At 42.3% G+C, this 19,155-nt stretch carries 18 protein-coding genes; 5 read left to right on the top strand and 13 right to left on the bottom strand.

Annotated elements, in window-relative coordinates:
* Positions 1-7: 7 nt before the first annotated feature.
* From mutL to AC1Z3S_RS02210, 10 genes are all read right to left on the bottom strand, one after another.
* Entirely contained in the window at positions 8-2,161 is a 2,154-nt protein-coding gene (gene mutL, locus AC1Z3S_RS02255) for a DNA mismatch repair endonuclease MutL (RefSeq protein WP_461738998.1), read from the bottom strand.
* 195 nt (positions 2,162-2,356) lie between these two features.
* Positions 2,357-4,921 (bottom strand): DNA mismatch repair protein MutS, encoded by a 2,565-nt coding sequence (mutS, locus tag AC1Z3S_RS02250; protein ID WP_461738997.1) that lies wholly within the window; start codon positions 4,919-4,921, stop codon positions 2,357-2,359.
* 25 nt (positions 4,922-4,946) lie between these two features.
* Positions 4,947-5,309: a YlbF family regulator gene (locus AC1Z3S_RS02245; protein WP_461738996.1), complete on the bottom strand. Its 363-nt coding sequence runs from the start codon at positions 5,307-5,309 to the stop codon at positions 4,947-4,949.
* Positions 5,310-5,328: 19 nt separating this feature from the next.
* On the bottom strand, positions 5,329-6,126 hold the full coding sequence (locus tag AC1Z3S_RS02240; RefSeq protein ID WP_461737072.1) for a TIGR00282 family metallophosphoesterase: 798 nt from the start codon (positions 6,124-6,126) through the stop codon (positions 5,329-5,331).
* 185 nt (positions 6,127-6,311) lie between these two features.
* Positions 6,312-6,515 (bottom strand): helix-turn-helix domain-containing protein, encoded by a 204-nt coding sequence (locus tag AC1Z3S_RS02235; RefSeq protein ID WP_461737073.1) that lies wholly within the window; start codon positions 6,513-6,515, stop codon positions 6,312-6,314.
* 10 nt (positions 6,516-6,525) lie between these two features.
* Complete coding sequence (locus AC1Z3S_RS02230) at positions 6,526-6,996, bottom strand: DUF2975 domain-containing protein (protein WP_461738995.1); 471 nt, start codon at positions 6,994-6,996, stop codon at positions 6,526-6,528.
* Positions 6,997-7,158: 162 nt separating this feature from the next.
* Positions 7,159-7,935: an HAD family hydrolase gene (locus AC1Z3S_RS02225; RefSeq protein WP_461738994.1), complete on the bottom strand. Its 777-nt coding sequence runs from the start codon at positions 7,933-7,935 to the stop codon at positions 7,159-7,161.
* Positions 7,936-7,966: 31 nt separating this feature from the next.
* Positions 7,967-8,608, bottom strand: coding sequence for a DNA alkylation repair protein (locus AC1Z3S_RS02220; RefSeq protein ID WP_461738993.1), 642 nt, complete (start codon positions 8,606-8,608; stop codon positions 7,967-7,969).
* 82 nt (positions 8,609-8,690) lie between these two features.
* On the bottom strand, positions 8,691-9,488 hold the full coding sequence (locus AC1Z3S_RS02215) for a formate/nitrite transporter family protein (protein WP_265456376.1): 798 nt from the start codon (positions 9,486-9,488) through the stop codon (positions 8,691-8,693).
* Positions 9,489-9,707: 219 nt separating this feature from the next.
* A complete protein-coding gene (locus AC1Z3S_RS02210) occupies positions 9,708-10,214 on the bottom strand; it encodes a DNA-3-methyladenine glycosylase I (RefSeq protein ID WP_461738992.1) in 507 nt (168 codons plus the stop codon).
* A gap of 522 nt (positions 10,215-10,736) precedes the next feature.
* Between AC1Z3S_RS02210 and rpsD the strand changes: the two genes are divergently transcribed.
* The 4 genes from rpsD (at position 10,737) to AC1Z3S_RS02190 (ending at position 14,814) form a co-directional block, all read left to right on the top strand.
* Positions 10,737-11,348 carry a 30S ribosomal protein S4 gene (rpsD, locus tag AC1Z3S_RS02205; RefSeq protein ID WP_265456380.1) on the top strand — a complete coding sequence of 204 codons (612 nt, stop codon included), beginning with the start codon at positions 10,737-10,739 and terminating at the stop codon, positions 11,346-11,348.
* A 231-nt stretch (positions 11,349-11,579) separates the two neighbouring features.
* A complete protein-coding gene (locus tag AC1Z3S_RS02200) occupies positions 11,580-12,053 on the top strand; it encodes a GNAT family N-acetyltransferase (protein ID WP_461738991.1) in 474 nt (157 codons plus the stop codon).
* Positions 12,054-12,134: 81 nt separating this feature from the next.
* A complete protein-coding gene (locus AC1Z3S_RS02195; RefSeq protein ID WP_461738990.1) occupies positions 12,135-12,983 on the top strand; it encodes an aldo/keto reductase in 849 nt (282 codons plus the stop codon).
* 310 nt (positions 12,984-13,293) lie between these two features.
* The gene (locus tag AC1Z3S_RS02190) at positions 13,294-14,814 is read left to right on the top strand and encodes an ABC-F family ATP-binding cassette domain-containing protein (RefSeq protein WP_461738989.1); all 1,521 of its coding nucleotides are present in this window, start codon (positions 13,294-13,296) and stop codon (positions 14,812-14,814) included.
* A gap of 199 nt (positions 14,815-15,013) precedes the next feature.
* On the opposite strand, the gene AC1Z3S_RS02185 is transcribed toward AC1Z3S_RS02190, so the two are convergent.
* Positions 15,014-15,805, bottom strand: a complete 792-nt coding sequence (locus tag AC1Z3S_RS02185) for a serine hydrolase (protein WP_461738988.1) — start codon at positions 15,803-15,805, stop codon at positions 15,014-15,016.
* 9 nt (positions 15,806-15,814) lie between these two features.
* Entirely contained in the window at positions 15,815-16,870 is a 1,056-nt protein-coding gene (locus AC1Z3S_RS02180; protein ID WP_461738987.1) for a DmpA family aminopeptidase, read from the bottom strand.
* Between the two features lie 161 nt (positions 16,871-17,031).
* Here AC1Z3S_RS02180 and AC1Z3S_RS02175 point away from each other — a divergent pair, with 161 nt between their 5' ends.
* A complete protein-coding gene (locus AC1Z3S_RS02175) occupies positions 17,032-17,838 on the top strand; it encodes an endonuclease/exonuclease/phosphatase family protein (RefSeq protein ID WP_461738986.1) in 807 nt (268 codons plus the stop codon).
* 97 nt (positions 17,839-17,935) lie between these two features.
* Here the strand turns inward: AC1Z3S_RS02175 and AC1Z3S_RS02170 are convergent, their stop codons facing one another.
* Entirely contained in the window at positions 17,936-19,147 is a 1,212-nt protein-coding gene (locus AC1Z3S_RS02170; protein ID WP_461738985.1) for a dicarboxylate/amino acid:cation symporter, read from the bottom strand.
* Positions 19,148-19,155 lie beyond the last annotated feature (8 nt).

Below are 19,155 nucleotides of genomic sequence, written 5' to 3'. Positions count from 1 at the left end.
CTCCTTATTAATGGGGATCTTGAATGCGTTTAAACATCCGCTCCATATCTGAATTTGTAAAATGAATTAAAACTGGTCGACCATGGGGACAATTATAAGGATTTTGACATTCTGCTAAATCCCGTAATAAGACCCGTGCTTGGGCCTCGTTTAAATAGTGGTTGGCTTTGATTGATCTTTTACAGCTCATCATAATAGCTGTCGCCTCCCGAAACTTTTTGACACTGACTGACCCTGTTAATAAAAGCATGTCAATCATTTCTCTGATAATGCTTTCTTCTTCACCGGCGGGATACCAAGTCGGATGAGCCCGCACGATAAAACTATTTTGGCCAAACTCTTCCAACTCAATGCCTACATCGGCTAAGACAGCCAGCTTTTCTTTTAGTTTGAGGGCATCACTATTGGGATAATCTAAAACAAAAGGAATCAACAATTCCTGCTGGTCATTAGACACCTCACCAATTTTTTCCCGATAATATTCATATTTAATTCGTTCTTGGGCGGCGTGCTGATCAATGATGTAAAGGCCGGCCTTGCTTTGGGCAAACAGATAGGTACCGTGCATCTGACCAAAATATTCCAGCATCGGAAAGCCGCTTGCCAAGGTTTCTTCTTTTTCCAACCGTTGAATCGTTTGGTCCAACAGACGACTGCTGTCCTGCTGAGCAAAATCAAATTCAGGATGCAGCTTCAAATCCTCTTCATACACTTCTTCATCAACTTGGGCTGCAGATTCATCTGCTGTCAATTTATCATCAGCATTAATGCTAGCTTGTTCTTCTTGCGGCAGCGGTTGTTCAGCAGAATTTTCAAAGTGGCCTTCATCTGAGGTTGGCACTTCCCCACCAGTCTCCTGCGTCACGCCGTTATCGAAAATTTGATAATCTGATGGCGGATAATTTTCAGCAATTTCCGGTGACTGCCGATATGCTTTAGAGCTTTCACTAGAAGCTTCACTAGGATTTTCGCTAGAGCTTTCCGCGAATTCTGCAGGCGCAGGTTGTTTAACATAAAAGCTGCCCGTCGCCGGGTCATAGGCCAAAGAACTTGGTTTACGATTGGGACGGCTGTCGAGGGATGCCGATAGCTCCATCTCAATTTGTTCTGATTTTGGCTGGTCCGTTACTTTTTTCTTGAAGCGCAGATTGTCAGCTGCGCTGGGAATTAAATTAACCTCCTGCAGCGCTTCTCTAATGGCTCCAGAAATTAAATCGGTCAATTCCTTTTCTTTAGACAGCCGCACCTCTTGTTTGGTGGGGTGGACATTGACATCGACTAACAAAGGGTCCATCGTCACTTCGATAACAGCAATCGGAAAACGCCCCACCATTAATTTCGAACCATAACCATTAACGATGGCTTTATTTAGAGCGTAATTGCGAATGTAGCGACCGTTAATAATCGTCGACAAATAATTTCGGCCGGCTCTGGTGACTTCCGGCAGCGAAACAAAGCCCTTCACTTGAAAATCTAAATCTTCCGCTTCGATGGCTAACATTTTACGGGCTGTTGTCATGCCATAAATACCAGCTATCGCTTGTTTTAAATCACCGTTGCCAGTGGTTGCCAGCATTTTATTGCCGTCATGGACTAGGCGAAAGGCAATCTGCGGATGGCTTAAGGCTAGACGATTGACGATGTCGCCGATGTTAGCTAATTCCGTCTGCAGGGATTTAACATATTTTAATCGGGCGGGTGTATTAAAAAATAAATTGCTGACTGAAATTTTGGTCCCCTGCCGCAGAGGTGCTGGCCGGTGTTCTTCAATCCGGCCGCCTTTTAATTTTACAAAACTGCCTTCTGGGCTATCCGAAACGGCCGTTTCAATCGTCAACTCAGAAACAGAGGCGATACTCGGCAATGCCTCGCCGCGAAAACCTAGCGTACGGATGCGAAATAAATCATCACGGCTATGAATTTTACTGGTGGCGTGACGCTTAAAAGCATTCTCCACATCTTCATCGGCAATCCCCTCGCCGTTATCGGTGATTTGAATTAATTTCAAGCCAGCTTCCTCCACCAAAATATCAATTTGGCTGCTGCCGGCGTCAATCGCATTTTCCATCAATTCCTTGACGACTGAAGCCGGTCGTTCCACCACTTCGCCAGCCGCAATTTGATTTGCTAAGCTTTCCGAAAGTTCTTGAATCTTAGCCATCGCAATTCCTCTTTTCTTAATAGGAGAGCCTGTGACAATAGTCTTTTTAACAGATGAAATCTCGAACTATATTTTATTTGCTCCTGCGGTCCAGTAGGTCCGAATCGCAAATTAACAATATTTAGTGGTTTTCACTAGATACCGTTCGAAAAATCCGGCTCTGTTTTAACTAATGTCACAGCCTCCTCTGTAAATTTAAATTCTTTTTTGCAGCTCAAATAATTTATTGAGGGCTTCCATCGGGGTCATTTCCAACAGATTGATTTTTTTCAGACTATCTAGAACACCTAATTCTTCTGTAGAAACTTCACTGAATAAATCCATCTGAACCGGACCGTCCTCTGCCGCCTTAACTGGCGCAATCGTCGGCTTTTCCTCTGACTCCAAAGCCGTCAAAATGGTCGCCGCTCGACTCAATAATTCTTGAGGCATCCCGGCAATTTTAGCCACATGAATCCCGTAACTTTTATCAGCGGGACCGTCCATCATCTTATGCAAGAAGACGACATCGCCATCTTTTTCCACCGCCCCGACATGGACATTTTTCAGTTGCGGTAATTTTTCATCCAAAGCGGTCAACTCATGATAATGGGTTGAAAATAAAGTTTTCGCCCGTACATTTTTATGAATATATTCGATGATGGCTTGGGCCAACGCCATCCCGTCATAGGTCGCCGTTCCCCGTCCCAACTCGTCAAATAAAATTAAACTATTTGGCGTGGCATGGCGCAACGCTTGATTGGCCTCCATCATTTCCACCATAAAGGTACTCTGGCCGGCGATTAAATCATCGCTGGCACCAATCCGGGTGAAAATCCGGTCGAAAATCGGCAGCTCAGCTGATTCCGCCGGCACAAAGCAGCCCATCTGCGCCATGATTACAGTCAATGCTAGTTGTCGCATATAGGTACTTTTACCGGACATATTAGGTCCAGTAATTAATAAAATCATTTCCTCGGGATTCATCAAGACGCTATTTGGAATATATTCTTGATGCCCTAAAACTTTTTCGACCACTGGATGGCGACCATCGACAATCGCAACTTTTTGCGAAGCACTCTTTAAAGTAGGGCGTACATATTGATAGCGCTCTGAGATGGTCGCAAAACTTTGCAGCACATCTACTGAACTAACAGCTTTGGCTAGCTTTTGTAGGCGCTGAATTTCTTTTTTGACTTCTTCTCTGACGGCGGTAAAAATTTGATATTCTAAATCCGTTGATTTTTCTTCGGCTTCTAAAATAATCGTTTCTAACCGTTTCAGTTCCGGCGTGATAAAGCGTTCAGCATTGGCCAAGGTCTGTTTGCGGTCGTATTTGCCCTCTTCTAAATTGGCTAAATTCGACTTGGTAATTTCAATATAATACCCAAAGACCCGATTGAAGCCGATTTTCAAATTTTTAATGCCGGTTTCTTGTCGTTCTTTTGCCTCTAATTCTGCCAGCCAAGTTTTGCCATTAGTCATCGCTTCCCGATATTGATCTAATTGCTCGTTAAAGCCATCTTTAATAATATTTCCTTCGGTAATCTGTAGCGGTGCATCTTCATTGATAGCTTGATCAATCAAGTCCACCAAATCATCCATCGGGGTCAACGAAACTAACAAATCATTCCATTCCCCTTGGTTGATGCCTTCTAGCAGCAGGCGAACTTTAGGAATTTGTTCCAATGAAGTTTTTAGTTGCAATAAATCACGCCCATTCACACTGCCAAAGGCGACTCTGCCGGCTAAGCGCTCTAAATCATAAACCTTTGTCAGAGCTTGTTGCAAATCAGCCCGTTCGAAAAAGGCGCTAATTAACGACTGAACCATTTCTTGGCGGCTGAAAATTTGTTTCTCTTGAATCAAGGGCCGATCCAGCCATTGCTTTAAGAGCCGCCCCCCCATAGCGGTTTTCGTTTCATCCAGCAGCCAGAGTAAGGTCCCTTGTTTTTTGCCGCTGCGAATAGCTTGGCTTAATTCCAAATTAAATTTAGAGTAAAAATCCATTTTTAAATAATGATCCGGCTGATATTCTACTGCTTTTTGTAAATGCCCTAAACTGCGCTTTTGCGTTAAAGACAGATAGGTCAGCAATTTACCCGTCACCTCTTTTTCTAAGGCTTGAGTTAAATCTGCTGTTAAAAAAGATAATTCAGCATTGTCGACAGTCTCTAATTGCTTTGAAAAAATCAGATTCAATCGATTGGTTAAATCCTGCTCTAATTTTTCCGGAATTTCTGAGCCTAGAACAATTTCTTTGGTTTGCAATGCACTGGCTTCATTGATAACACTTTCCTCATCTTTTAGAAAAGCGGTTTTTAATTCTCCTGTAGTTAAATCTGCATAAGCAAAGCCATAACCGCTGGCCGCTTCATAAATGACGGCCGTTAGAAAATTATTTTCTTTGGCATTTAATTCCTTGCTGTCCATGACTGTTCCCGGTGTAATCAGTTGCACGACTTCCCGTTTGACCATGCCTTTAGCTTCTTTAGGGTCCTCCATCTGTTCACAGATGGCAACTTTATAACCTTGAGCCACTAAAGTATCAATATAGCCTTGGGCCGAGTGATAAGGCACACCGCACATGGGGATTGGGTCATCGGCATTGCGATTGCGGCTAGTCAGGGTTAATTCCAAAATCTGGGCACCTTTAACGGCATCTTCGTAAAACATTTCGTAAAAATCTCCTAAACGGTAGAACAAAAAAGCATCCTGGTATTGAGCCTTGATGCTTAAGTATTGTTCCATCATCGGAGTATTTTTCGTTTTTTGAGGCATTCAAAAAACTCCTTCATTTCTATTTTTATTCCGCTGACTCCTCAAGAGCATCATTAACGGATTTTTGAATTTTATGGGTTAAGTGCTGCAATAAATCATTCGCCTCCACCAATTGCTCCCGGTAGGCAATCACCAGGGGATGATTGTCAAACTCCGCTGTTAGCTGATCGGCTAAAGCGAGCGCCTGTCTTTTGGCTTCTGGCTTGTCATAGTGTTCATATTGAACGGCAGCTTTTTGCGCTTCTTTAATCTCTTCCACCAGCTTGGCTAGCTGCTGGTTATCATTGACCCGTTTTTCAATTTGACGAAAGCGAATGATAATTTCGTTTTCCTCAATCAGGGTCGTTAACTTATCTAACTCTACTTGCAGGGCTTTGTCTTCTAACATTTAAACTTCTTTCTCTCCATTATTCTGTAAAAGGATGGTCCTCAGAAATTTGGATTGGGGTAATTTTTTTCGCTTTACCGGTGTTGTCATCTAAATCAATCACACAACAGCCCATTATGCTGCGGCCCTCTTCAACTACTTCAAAACGTTGCGGTAGAGCCGTCAGAAATTTTTCAATAATTGGTTCTTTTTTCATGCCTAAAATGGCATCATAAGGACCGGTCATGCCGACATCACTCAAGAAGGCTGTGCCTTTTGGTAAAATACGGGCATCATTGGTTTGCACATGGGTGTGGGTTCCAACTAACGCAGAAATTTTGCCATCTAAAAACCAGCCCATCGCTTGTTTTTCACTGGTCGTTTCCCCGTGGAAATCAAGAAAAATCAAGGAGGTCCGTTTGCGGGCTTCTGCGACTAATTCCTGAGCCTTTTTAAAAGGGTCATCTAAATCCACCATAAAAGAACGGGCCTGCAAATTCATAACGGCTAATTCCACGCCGTTGACATTGACAAACACCATCCCCATACCGGGCACCGCTTCAGGAAAATTGGCTGGTCGCACCATCTTTTTAGCACTATCAATGAATTCAAAAATATTTTTATTGTCCCAAGTGTGATTACCCAAAGTCACCACATCGACGCCGTCTTGTAAAAATTTTTTATAAATTTTTTCCGTAATGCCCCGACCTGACGCCGCATTTTCTCCATTGGCAATCGTTACCTGCGGATGATATTTTTGTTTTAATTTGGGTAGATAGGTGGTTAACGTCTGACGACCAAGTGCGCCGACGACATCACCAATAAATAAGATTCGCAAAATGCTTCCCCTTCTCCTTCAAACGAAATGCTTCATAAAAAATAGCGAAACTATCCTCATTTGATGATTGAAAAAAGAACTGCTGTCCCTTTTTCACCTTTTCCTATTATAGTAGTTTTTGCGGATAAAAGAAAGATTTTGGTAAAATCTACAGCCACGGTGAAAACTCGCCAACGTCGCAAGAGTCACTTGTTGTATTCCAACAAATCCCCCGGCTGACACTCTAAAACTTCACATAACTTTTCTAAGGTGCTGAAACGAATCGCCTTAGCTTTGCCATTTTTCAAAATAGAAAGATTGGCCATCGTTATTCCCACCGCTTCTGATAATTCCGTGACACTCATTTTTCTCTTCGCCAACATTACATCGAGGTTTACTTGAATTGCCATGTCAGTCACCTCATATCGTGAAGTCTTGCTCTGTCTTCAAGCTCAAAGCCTTTAAAAACAATTCTTCAGCAATGGCAGAAAACAGATAAATGACAAAGGGAATCGCTGCTATGCCAACGCCAATCAGTACAAGGCTTGGTGCATCTTCACTTTGCGCTGCTTGGTAGAAAAAAGGCAGGCTGCCTAAAAACAGGCAGCTGACAGTCAAAATCCCCCGCCGAATTTTTTGAACCAACGGAATAATTTTTTCTGTAAAAGCCGCATCAGCTTGAATCAGCTGCAGGACTTGATGCAGCTTGATTAGAACATAGAGGCCAGCAAAAAAACTGAGATACAGGCTAACTAGCAGTAAGCCGGTTGAAACAGGAGCTTGAATTGCGCCGCCAGTAAATACTTGCACAGACAACAGCCCACAAAAAAGTGCCGCCACTGTTCCTACTAAGACCAAAGCTAAATTTAAAACTAGATATTTGAATTTCATTTACTCACCTCAATTAAATTGTAAAGGCAGTTTATCATGATTTTCAATATTTATTTATCGTTTTTCGATATGTTTAAACTTTTTTAAACAAAAAAATGCCACTTGAGTCAAAATTTCTCAAGTAGCATTTCTATTTTATTGAAAGTTTCTAGCAGTGATGTTTTATAGTAACGCTAAAGTTTTCAACGCTTTAGCAATGCCGTCGTCATCATTTGTTGCCGTCACCAAATCAGCTACCGCCTGTACATCATCATCGGCATTTCCCATCGCCACGCCAACGCCAGCGGCCTTTAACATTTCTTTGTCGTTATTGCCGTCGCCAAAGGCAATCACATCAGCCGGAGCAATCCCTAAACGCTCCGCCATGTAAGCAATCGTTTGCGCCTTCGAGCCAGTCTTCGGCACGATGTCGACACTATAAGGATGCCAACGGACAAAGCGAAATTCTGGAAATAATGCGTCAAATTCGCCGTCCCGAGCCGTTTCATAAAAAGCTAAGGCTTGATATATTTCGCCATTTTTTAAATAATCCGGCGCAAGTTCCGGTGTCGTCGAGCCAAAGGAATTCATCGCAGCTTCCATTTCAGTTGGATTGAAGATTTGGTAGCTGCGGCTTTCGTCCAAGCCGACAAAGGAAGTGCCGATTTCTTTTTCCGACATAAATTGGACTAAACGCTCCAACGCCTCTTGATCCAGCAGATGTTTGTAAATCTGTTGATGATCTAAAAAGGCGCCAGCGCCATTGCAGATAATATAATTCGTGAAGCCTAAATCACGAATCACATTTTGAGCCAAATAGCGGCTGCGGCCAGTGGCAACCAAAACCAAGTGGCCTTGGCGGCGCAGTTCAGCTAAGGCTTCTCTGGTGCTGTCGAGGGGTTGTTTTTGGCTGTTAAGCAAGGTGCCGTCAATATCAAATGCAAAAAGTTTTCGTGTCACGGAAATATGTTCTCCTTTTATGTCTCAAATTTTATTTTAAGTATTTGCTGCCTTCTCGGACAGCCAAGGGACTCAATTGCTGTTCGGTCAAAAAATTGCGGACCCACTGAGGATTGGTCTTACTGAGATCCCGCAAGGACCAGCCAATCGCTTTTTGGATAAAAAATTCATCCGTTGCTTGATCCGCTAGTATCGCCTGCGTTAATAAAGTTAAGTTTGTTTGCTCCTTATACAGCAGCTGTAGGTTAATCCCCACTCGACGATACCAGAAATTTTCATGTTTGTAAAACCAGCTAAAAATCAGCTCTAGCTCAGCAAGATTGGCTTTGCCCCAATCTCCATAGACTTTCCGCCAAGCATCGATGCTGTCCCACCAAGTTTTTTCAGCTAGTAAGGGCAGCAGCGTTTTTAAATCAGCAACTGTCAGTCGCTTCAGATTAGCTAAAGCTAAATCAATGGCATAATACTGATATTCCCGCTCCTCTTGTCGGTATGTTTCAGCAATCAGTATCAGCAATTCTTGATTAGTCAATTTTTTACTGGCTTTTAAAAAAGGCCCTTCCAGCTTTTTTCGTTTCGGCGCAGCCACACCGGCAAAAGGGAATAAATTTTTCATATACTTAGCCATCGGTAAGGCTTGTGCCTCGTCTGTTTCAAAAACAAGTTTTTCCAATAAAATTGCCTCCTTAAGATGTCAAAAAGTCAACAGAGTGAACGAAAAAAAGACTTGGGGCAAGCTCCAAGTCTTAACTAAATTAATCTAAATAATTGGTTTTTGATTTATTCAACCAGGCAAAGCCTAAGCCCATCACCAATCCGCCACCGATATAATTACCGATTAAAGCGAAAATCAGGTTGTGGAGCACATTAACCACTGAAAGGTTTTCTAAAACACCGCCGGAAGTGAAGATAGCCAAGCTAAAGGCCGGGAAATTGGCGATAACGTGCTCATAGCCTAAATAAGCAAAGATGAAGATAATAAAGATGATGGCGCCTAATTTGCCGGCGTCGTCCTTCATCCGCATACTGATTAACACGGCTGTGTTTACGACGATATTCGCAAAAATTCCTTCTACAATAATTTGAATCGTTTCTTTGCCTAATTTAGATGAAATTGAATGGAAGAAATAGCTGTCGCTGGCTAAATGTTGGAAGGGTCCTGTTTGCGCCACTAAAAAGCCGACGATTACACCGCCAATCAGATTAAAGAAAATACAAGTAAAGAGAATTTTCAATGCCAATGAAGCAGAAATCTTTTTACGAAAGACTCCAACTGTCATATACAGCATGTTGGAGGTGCCCAGCTCAGCATTCATATATAAAATCATTACCAACGACCAGCTGAACATAAAGGCATACAGCATTTTGCCAAGTCCTGGGGCGATGGCTTCACCGTTCATTGCAATGTAAAATGCCACAGCAGTTCCTAAACCTAAAAAGAGACAGGCAAAGACTGCACGCAAGCAATAACGGGCAAAATCATTTTGAAATAAATCAACTTTTTTTTCGATGGAAGAATCAATCTTCTCAAAGAGGGGTGATACGGGGTTCATATTTTTTCTCCTTATACAGTTGGCCTTCAGGCACTGCTGAAATCCAATGCTTTTTATGGGTTATCCAAGAGTGACGCTGCAAAAATTCAATTTGAGCTTTCAAAACATCCTTTCACATTTTAATCGGTGACCGCTCGTTTGTAAAGGGTTAATGAAAGGTTTTGAAAATTTCATTCAGTTCCTCTAATAAAATTATCAGATTTGACCTCGTCAGCTTTTTCACCCGCTGACCTCATCTTGAATAAAGCCCCCTGCCTTTAAAAACATACAGGTTAAAATCGGTCCGACAAATTGAAAGCCCCGCCGCTTCATATCTTTGGCAATTTTCGTTGCCAAAGGATGGGTATTGGGAATTTTATCAATTGCCCGATAGCTTTCAATCACTGGCTCACCATCGGTAAAATGCCAAAGATAGTCTTGAAAGCTGGTAAATTCAGACCGCAGCGCCAAAATAGCTCGTGCGTTAGCAATCACGGCGCGAATTTTGCGGGGATTATGAATCATTTCTGAATCACCCATGATTTTTTCAAGATCCTCCGGAAAAAAGCCGGCGACTTTTTGAATATCCATCTGGGCAAAATTCCGCAAAAAAGCCTCCCGCTTCCCCGCCGCTGCCTGCCAAGAAAGGCCCGCTTGAAAGACGCCGACTGTCAGCAATAAAAAAAGTTCCTCATCATCTTTAGCCGGTTGACCGAAGCGCTTTGAATACCATGCGTATTTTTCCATCACGTTTCTCCTTAAAAAACCTGTTTCCTTATTCTAATTCATTTTTTAATGAAAGAAAATCTTTTCCACAAAAGGAAAGCCAAAGCCTGACCAAAAAGAAAAAAGGCGTCCCCTTCAATCAAAAAAAGGTTACCCCTTTAGATAAGGTGCTGAATCTGACTAAAGATAGATCTAAAAAACAATGCTAATCCTTATCTCGTAGCACCTTATACCATGACTAATTATATAAATAGCTGAGGAGTTTACTGGCATCTTCTTTAATCAGGAAGAATATTTAATAAACAGCTGTCATTTGCTGAATTTTTGATTGACTTTAGCGTTGAAATTAAGCTATACTAGACTTTGTGTAAAATAAGCAGCAGAGAATTAGTACCTCGTCCCCAGTTTGTTGCCCCGACAAAAGTCCATGGGTTCAATTGTGTAACCGCGGCTGCAAAAGGCGAAGATTGAAGAACAAACTGCACGAATGCGAAGTCCTCAGATTATTTTACTCCAACACTAAATTTTTGGAGGAATTTATTAATGTCTCGTTATACTGGACCATCTTGGAAATTATCTCGCCGTTTAGGCATCTCTTTATCAGGTTCTGGTAAAGAATTAGCACGTCGCCCGTATGCACCAGGTCAACACGGACCAAACAGCCGTGGCAAAAAATCTGAATACGGCATGCAATTAACTGAAAAACAAAAACTACGTCATATGTATGGCATGAACGAACGCCAATTCCGTACGTTGTTTATCAAAGCTAGCAAAATCAAAGAAGGTAAACATGGGGTTAACTTCATGATCTTACTTGAACAACGTTTAGACAATGTTGTTTTCCGTCTTGGTTTAGCAACTACTCGTCGTCAAGCACGTCAATTAGTCAACCATGGCCACGTTTTAGTTGATGGCAAACGCGTTGATATCCCTTCATACCACGTTGAAGTGGGTCAAGTGATTTCAATCCGTGAAAAATCTCAAAAATTAACAGTTATCGCTGAAGCTGTTGAAGCGACTTTAGGCCGTCCAGCTTTCGTAACTTTCGATGCAGATACTTTAACTGGTTCATTCATGCGTTTACCAGAACGTGACGAATTAACTCCTGAAGTTGACGAATCACTAGTCGTTGAATACTACAACCAAAAATTATAATTTCTGGTTCTATTCAATTCAAGCACAATCATTTCGATGGTTGTGCTTTTTTATTTAACTCGGCTCGCAAATAGGACTCCGATAGAATACTGCTGAACCTAATCTGATTAAAGCTAGTTTCGCGAAGACAATCTAGCACACCTCACAGCTAGCTTCAGCAGCTTTAAACTTGAATCTGCGAGAGCTAACTCCCATAATTTGCTTAAAAAAATAAACCTAAAGGAGCTTCCCATGAAATTAATCGCATATAATCCAGCTTTAGTGCCGACAGAAAAAATTGCCGACTATCACCTGCCCCCTGAACAATTAATTTTCTCAGGTCTACCTTTAGATGCCATTGAAAAAGCGGCTGCTGACGATAGCCGTCTGCCTGTTTTTTTAGAAGATCAAGGAAATTTTCCGACGTTTATGATTTTGCATGGCTGGCCTGGCCCGCAAATTTACACCGATAATCAGCATGCTGTTTTATTGCGAAGCTATTCCACTGACAGCCGTTTTCAAGGACAAGGTTATGCAGATGCTAGCCTAAAACTTTTACCAGCCTTCACCAAAGAACATTTTCCTACAGCTGAAGAACTAATCTTGGGAGTTAATTCTAAAAACAGTAAGGCCATTAAGCTTTATCAAAAACATGGCTTCACTGAAACCCTCCCACCGTTAACCACAGAATACGGTCAGCTTTTATTAATGACATTGCCTTTATAATTTTCAGGCTAAGACAAGTTGCTGTCAAAGCCGGCTCACCCTTTGATACACTAAAAACAGCAACCATAAGGAGGAAAGAGAATGCAAAATTTGACACTTAATCAGCGAACTTTACCGGCAATCGGCATGGGGACGTGGCACATGGGAGATGATTTCAAACGGCGCCAAACTGAACTGGCCGCTTTACGTAGTGGGATAGAAAGTGGCGCCGCAGTGATTGACACGGCTGAAATGTACGGAGAAGGAAATTCGGAACGCTTAGTCGGTGAAGCCCTGCAAAATTTCCCTCGAGAAGAAGTCTACCTAATCTCAAAGGCTTACCCTTGGAACGCCTCACTGACGAATCTACCGAAAAGTTTGGACCAGAGCTTAGACCGCCTAGAGACAGATTATCTAGATTTATACCTGCTCCATTGGCGGGGCACGATTCCTTTAGCCGAAACAGTGGCCGCCATGGAAGCTGCTAAGCAAGCCGGAAAAATTAAGGCTTGGGGCGTTTCCAATTTCGACACGGCGGATATGGAGGAATTATGGCAGGTCCCCGGCGGTCAAAATTGTGCGGCGAATCAAGTTTTGTACAACTTAGGTGAACGAGGCATTGAGTTTGATTTACTACCGTGGATGCGAAAGCAAAACGTGCCATTGATTGCCTACTCTCCAATTGCCCAAGGAGATTCTTTAGGCAACCAGTTTACTCAGCAGCCGCAATTGCAAAAAATTGCGGAGCAGCACCAAGCGTCAATTTTTCAAATTCTATTAGCTTGGGTGATTCGCGATGGCACTTCCTTAGCGATTCCCCAATCCAGCAATGAAATGCATGTCAAAGCCAATCTAGCGGCAAGCGCCGTCAAGTTAGCGGCGGCAGAACTCGCTATCCTGGATGAACTCTTTCCGAAACCGACCCAAAAACAACCTTTAGCTATGCTCTAAAGAAATTTTTTTCAAATTTTCATAACTTTTTTTCATTTACTTTGACCATTTATTTTCTCCGTGTTATAATTTCCCAGAGAAATGAGGAATAACTATGAAACACTATTACTTTAAATTCGTGAGAAAAACAGCTCTTAACAACTGAAAGATGAAGCATTGTTAAGAGCGAAAAGTCCTTCTTCATCGAAGCCTGGCTAGAGGTTTATTTGTTTTGCCAGCCTTTCGATGACGAAATATATACTTTAAAAGCTGTAGACAATGACTGTCTGCAGCTTTTTTGCGAGAAAAAAATGAAAGCAGGAAATAAAAAATGTTAAAACTAGTGGATATTACCCAACAATTCGGGGATAAAGTCTTATATGAAAAAATAAACGGGCAGATTAATCGCGGGGAACACGTCGGTCTAGTGGGCCGTAACGGTGTAGGTAAGAGTACTCTGATCAAAATTATCACCGGCGAACAATTGCCGGATGACGGGCAGGTTGTCCTCCAAAAGAAAGCCCGCCTTGGCTATTTGGACCAATATGTTGAAGTTGATGAGCAGCTGACAATCAAAGAATTTTTACAGCTGGCTTATGCCGAGGATTTTAAAAAAGAAGCTAAGATTGCTGAACTTTACGCTACTTATGCGGAAAGCCTTGAGGATGATTTGCTCAATCAAGCCGGCAAGCTGCAAAACGAATTGGATCAAGGGGAATTTTATCAGATGGATCTCTTGATCGATGAGTTGGCCAATGGCTTAGGCTTGCAGGTATTGGGCATGGATACCCAATTAAAAAATCTCAGTGGCGGTCAGCGTTCTAAATTAATTTTGGCGAAAATGCTTTTGGAAAAACCAGAGATTTTGATTTTAGATGAGCCCACTAACCACTTGGACGATGACCATGTGGCTTGGCTGACAGAATTTTTGAAAAATTTTGACGGCACCTTTCTCGTGGTTTCCCATGATCGACATTTTCTCAATGAAATCACCACGCATATTTTTGATATTGAGTTTGGCAAGCTCTCCAAATATACCGGCAATCTTGAACAAGCGCTAAAACAAAAAGAATTGCAGCAACAAACGTATTTACGACAATATGAAGCCCAACAGGATCATATCAAAAAAACGGAGGCTTACATCCGCAAGTATAAAGCCGGCTCCCGTTCCACGATGGCCAAGAGCCGCGAAAAACAATTGGCCAAAATAGAGCGCTTAACACCACCGAGTGATTCGCCGAAACCTCATATCGAGTTTCCTTATCAGCCGATTGTCACAACATTGGCTTTAGAAACCGATGAGCTGGAAATCGGCTATCAAAAGCCCTTGTTGCCACCGATTAATTTAACGATTCGCTATGGTGAAAAAATTGCTTTAAGGGGCTTTAACGGTATTGGTAAATCAACGCTGATTAAAACTTTACTGGGTCAAATCAAACCCTTAAAGGGGGAATTTCAATTTCCTCAACATACGGAAATTGATTATTTCGCTCAAGATTTAGCGTGGGAAAATCCATTGGAAACCCCGCTGCAATATCTCAGCAACCTCTATCCAAAAGCCACCACCAAAGACTTGCGGCGGCAGTTATCCCGGGCTGGACTAGCCAACGAGTTAGCGATGCAGGGCTTAAAATTTCTCAGCGGCGGCGAGCAGACAAAAGTTAAAATCGCTGAAATGACGATGATTAAAAGTAATTTCTTAATGCTAGATGAGCCCACCAATCACATCGATCAAGAAACTAAGGTCAATCTGATGGAGGCTTTGGAAAAATATGCCGGCACGCTGATTGTCGTCTCCCACGAAAGTCAATTTTATGAAGACTTCGTTGACCGAATTATTGATTTAGGCTAATAGTAGTCTCTTAGATTGTGTCATAAACAGTTCACATTTCTCCGCTAAGATATACGTATCCCAAAAACATGAGCAGCTTGACGCTTCCCAAAATGCTGTATCGTCAAGCTGCCGGTCAGTGAAGCCTAATTGTTCGCTGACTTCCATTCACTCCTTAGCCCATCAGTCCCCGCTGATGGGCTTTTTGTTGCAGTAAAAGCTATTTGGATTTATCAATAAAATAGTTTTTAAAGACAAGCTCTCCTAGCTGCCGCAAAAATATAACTCCTTGACCCCGTCCCGTTAAATCGCGGGTAAAGGCTGAGATAAACACTGGCTGCCCTTGATAGTCAAAGCAGGCGGCGTCATGTTCGATTCTATCTAAACGACCGGTTTTATTGTAAATATTGAGGCCAACAATTTCCTGCTCGTCCAATAATCCCGGCAGCCCTTCTCGAAATTGCTGCTTTAAGAAAGGCTGGAGGTCGCCTGCTTGCTGCGCTTGATCATCAGAGAATTGATAAATTCGCCGCAGCATTTGGCCAGCTGCCGTTGCCGTCATGCGATTTTCTTTTCCGGGAAGTGGCCGCATCAAAAAACGTTGCAATTGGATGCCGGAAAATGCTTGCAGCCAAGTTTGCATTGATTCTAGTCCGGCGCTTTCCAATAAAAGATTCGTTGCCGTATTATCCGAAACAGCAATCATGGCTGTCATTAATTCCTGTAGCTGCCAAATTTTTTTGTTTGGCAGCAGTTGCAGATAGCCGGCACCGCCGACAATTTTTTCTGCCTCAACTAAAATTTCTTTTTCGGGACTCAACTCACCGTCCCGAAAAGCTTCCAGATAACGCAAATAAATAGGTAGCTTAATCATGCTGGCGGCTGAAAAAAATTTCTCTCCTTGAAAATCATAGATTGTCCCAGAAGTATCCCCCAACCAAAGACCAATTTCCAGCTCTGTTTGATATGTTGCAATTAAGTTAGCAATTGCTGTCTGCAACGCTTTTTCCATTGTCATCACCTATTTCAATTGATTTAATTTATTTATCAGTGGGAGTCTGGCTGTTGAAAAATCAGCCTTCTGCAGCTCTTCAATCGCTTCTATTAGATTCCAAACAGGTACACCTTGGCGATCCACCATCGTTTCTCCATGAATTAACGAGCGTAGCACGGCTTCCTCCACCACATCAGCAACTGCTTCAAACACGCTATCCAAATAATTTTCATTAAAAGCGCTTCTTGTTATCAGCGCAGCTTTTTCAAAGTGCTGCAGCCGATGAGCTGTCGAAAAGCTGCAGACCACTTCACCACTGCCATTTCCGATAAACGAGCCGCTGCGGGTAATACCGACTGAGGCTCGCTTACTAATCCTTTTCAGCTGGCGACTGCTTAACGGCAGGTCAGTTGCTAAAATTACAATCACACTGCCCTTTTCTGCCTGCTGTTGTGCTTCAAAAAAAGCTGCCAACTCTTGACCAATTGGATAATGTTCCACCACTAAATTTTTCATCTGGCCAAAATTAGTTAAAACCAGACAGCCAAGAATGAACTCCTGCCCATCAATCATTAACGCTTGGGACGCAGAACCAATGCCCCCCTTCAAGCCATAGCAGGTCATCCCGGTGCCTGCTCCTTTAGCACCTAAACAAAAATCACTGTTCGCTTTTGATAAGGCTTTTGTGACATCCTCTTCTTCAATCACCAAGCCCCGCAAATTATTGAGGACACTGTCATTACATTCAAAAACCAACGGATTAAAACTGCCGGTGCCCTCGCCAATCTCTGGATTTTCTGCTAAAGCTCGGCGAATCAAAGCATTTATACTAGTGCCGACGCCAAAAGTATTTGTCAAAATAAGCGGCGATTCCAAAACGCCCATTTCTGCCACCTGCAACAATCCCGCACTTTTGCCAAAGCCATTGATCACATGAACTGCCGCCGGTAATTTTTCTAAAAAAAGATTGTCTGTATGGGGCAAAATTGCTGTGACGCCCGTTTTGAATTGTGAATTCAAAATCGTTTGATGGCCCACTTTTACCCCCGGCACATCAGTAATTAAATTGTTTAATGGCTTCATATGATTTCCTTCTTTAAAAAAAATTTTAGGCGCAGACTAGCTTAGAATATGATTTTCAAAAAAAATCAGCTCTCACGAATGCAAAGTCGCTGCAAATTTCAAAATTCTTTTCTTCTGACATTTGGTATAATTAGTGTAACCCATTATTTCGGAGGAAATCAATGAAATTACTGACATTAAACACCCACAGCTGGTTGGAGGAAAATCAGCTGGAAAAGCTGACCTATTTAGCAGAGAAAATCGCTACTGAAGCCTATGACCTTATTGCTTTGCAGGAAGTCAATCAGCTGTGGACAAACGATAATGAGACTACAGAGTTGAAGGCCGATAATTTTGGCGGGCTTTTAGTTAAAGCCCTCGCTGAAAAAGAGCTTTTCTATGAGTATCACTGGGTGCCAGTGCATTTAGGTTTTAATAAATATGATGAAGGTCTGGCCATTCTTTCCCGCCAGCCGGTGAATCAAACAAAAGAAATTTTAATTTCCAACAACTATCCCTTTGCTGACCATCGCCGGCGCAAAGCCCTCGGTGTCGAGTTAATAATCAACGGGCGCTCCCATTGGTTTTACTCGTTGCATTTTTCTTGGTGGCAACAAAATCCTAATGAAGGTTTTCTAAAGGAATGGCAGACTTTGACAGCTCATCTGCAGGACTTAAAGCACCAACAAACTGGTGAAGCCCTCATTTTTTTACTGGGGGATTTTAACAATCCCGCCCAAGAAAAGGAACAAGGCTATCAATTAATCCATGCAGATGGTTGGTATGATACTTTTTTCTTAGCTGAAAAAACTTCTGGCAGCGCCACAGTCGAGGCTGAAATCACCGGCTGGGAAAACAATCAGCAGGGAATTCGCATTGATTATATTTTTGTCTCTGAAAAAATCCCTGTCCGCTCCTCAAAGGTCTGCTTTGATGGGCAGAATGCTCCCGTTGTCTCTGATCATTACGGGGTGGAGATTGTTTTTTAAGGCTGCTACAAAGTATTAAATCATAAAAAAAAACGTCATGATTCCATTGGACCATGACGTTTTTTTGAGCAGCAAGTATTTTTTTCAGTGCCGACTCTTATTGATATTTTGAATAATCCAACTCACCTTCGTCTTTGGCAATAATCAAGGCGACGGTTGTATCCGCATCAACATTTAGCAGGGTTCTAAACATACCCGAAAACCAGTCAATGCCGGCTAAAATGGCAATGCTTTCTGTCGGCAGACCTAGCATCGGCATGACCGTAGCCAAGGCGACTAACCCGCCTCCCGGTACAACGACTGTTCCCAAACAAGCGAGAGTCGATAAAATCACCGCTTGAATCAAGTCTGGCAATGCTAATTCAATGCCGTAAAACTGAGCGAAAGTAATGATTGAAATACTTAAAAACAAGGCTAAACCATTGCTGTTTAAGGTCATTCCTAAAGGCATCACCAATTTAGAAATCCGATCACTGATTCCCAACTTTTCTTCGCTGTCTTCAATTTGGATAGGTAAGGTGACCGCCGAAGAAGTGGTGGTGAACGCTACCACCGACATCCGCCACATTTTTTGACACAACTGCTTAAAAGGTACTTTGCAGTAAACCGCCGTCAGCATTAACCAAATCAACATGAACAAAAGGGAACTAGCGCCGAGGGTCAATAAAAATTTAGTTAGCGTCAGTAGGATTTCAATGCCGACGGAGCCAACCATTGGCGCTACTAGACAAAAAATTCCAATAGGTGCCAGCTTCATAACTAAGGTCACCATTTTTAAAATGACATGATTAAAACTTGCGACAAAATCTAAAATCGGCTGGGTCTTTTTGCGATCTGCCAAGCTTAACGTTAAACCAAACAGTAATGCAAAAACAATGACTTGAATCATATTCGCATTCGCCATCGCTTCAACAATATTACTTGGGAAAAATTCTAAAATCATCTCAGACAGCGTTCCGCTACTGGTGGCAATGCTATCTAATTCCACATTAGCAATCGTGACATCTGCACCTGGCTGCACAATTAGTCCAACAACAACGCCAATGGCTGCCGCTAAAATTGTCGAGCCGATAAACCAGAGCATTACCTTTAAGCCAATTTTCCCTAAAACTTTAGCCTCCAGACTACCCACAGCTTCAATCACGGCCCCCATAATTAAGATGACCACTGACATCTGGATTAATCGTAAAAAGACATCACCGATAACTTTGATAAAAGCTATTTTATCATGAAGGATCAGACCGCAGACAATGCCTAAGACTGTCGCGAATAAAATTTGATTGGTTAAACTTTTCAACATCTTGGGCATTAGGCATT

Source organism: Enterococcus sp. LJL90 (genome assembly GCF_056924355.1).
This window is presented reverse-complemented; position numbering and strand designations above follow the sequence as displayed.

Bases quoted from the DNA above. Each gene is read 5' to 3' on its own strand.
- mutL (WP_461738998.1), bottom strand. From the start codon at position 2,161: ATGGCTAAGATTCAAGAACTTTCGGAAAGCTTAGCAAATCAAATTGCG.
- mutS (WP_461738997.1), bottom strand. From the start codon at position 4,921: ATGCCTCAAAAAACGAAAAATACTCCGATGATGGAACAATACTTAAGC.
- AC1Z3S_RS02245 (WP_461738996.1), bottom strand. From the start codon at position 5,309: ATGTTAGAAGACAAAGCCCTGCAAGTAGAGTTAGATAAGTTAACGACC.
- AC1Z3S_RS02235 (WP_461737073.1), bottom strand. From the start codon at position 6,515: ATGGCAATTCAAGTAAACCTCGATGTAATGTTGGCGAAGAGAAAAATG.
- AC1Z3S_RS02230 (WP_461738995.1), bottom strand. From the start codon at position 6,996: ATGAAATTCAAATATCTAGTTTTAAATTTAGCTTTGGTCTTAGTAGGA.
- AC1Z3S_RS02215 (WP_265456376.1), bottom strand. From the start codon at position 9,488: ATGAACCCCGTATCACCCCTCTTTGAGAAGATTGATTCTTCCATCGAA.
- AC1Z3S_RS02210 (WP_461738992.1), bottom strand. From the start codon at position 10,214: ATGGAAAAATACGCATGGTATTCAAAGCGCTTCGGTCAACCGGCTAAA.
- rpsD (WP_265456380.1), top strand. From the start codon at position 10,737: ATGTCTCGTTATACTGGACCATCTTGGAAATTATCTCGCCGTTTAGGC.
- AC1Z3S_RS02200 (WP_461738991.1), top strand. From the start codon at position 11,580: ATGAAATTAATCGCATATAATCCAGCTTTAGTGCCGACAGAAAAAATT.
- AC1Z3S_RS02195 (WP_461738990.1), top strand. From the start codon at position 12,135: ATGCAAAATTTGACACTTAATCAGCGAACTTTACCGGCAATCGGCATG.
- AC1Z3S_RS02190 (WP_461738989.1), top strand. From the start codon at position 13,294: ATGTTAAAACTAGTGGATATTACCCAACAATTCGGGGATAAAGTCTTA.
- AC1Z3S_RS02185 (WP_461738988.1), bottom strand. From the start codon at position 15,805: ATGGAAAAAGCGTTGCAGACAGCAATTGCTAACTTAATTGCAACATAT.
- AC1Z3S_RS02180 (WP_461738987.1), bottom strand. From the start codon at position 16,870: ATGAAGCCATTAAACAATTTAATTACTGATGTGCCGGGGGTAAAAGTG.
- AC1Z3S_RS02175 (WP_461738986.1), top strand. From the start codon at position 17,032: ATGAAATTACTGACATTAAACACCCACAGCTGGTTGGAGGAAAATCAG.
- AC1Z3S_RS02170 (WP_461738985.1), bottom strand. From the start codon at position 19,147: ATGCCCAAGATGTTGAAAAGTTTAACCAATCAAATTTTATTCGCGACA.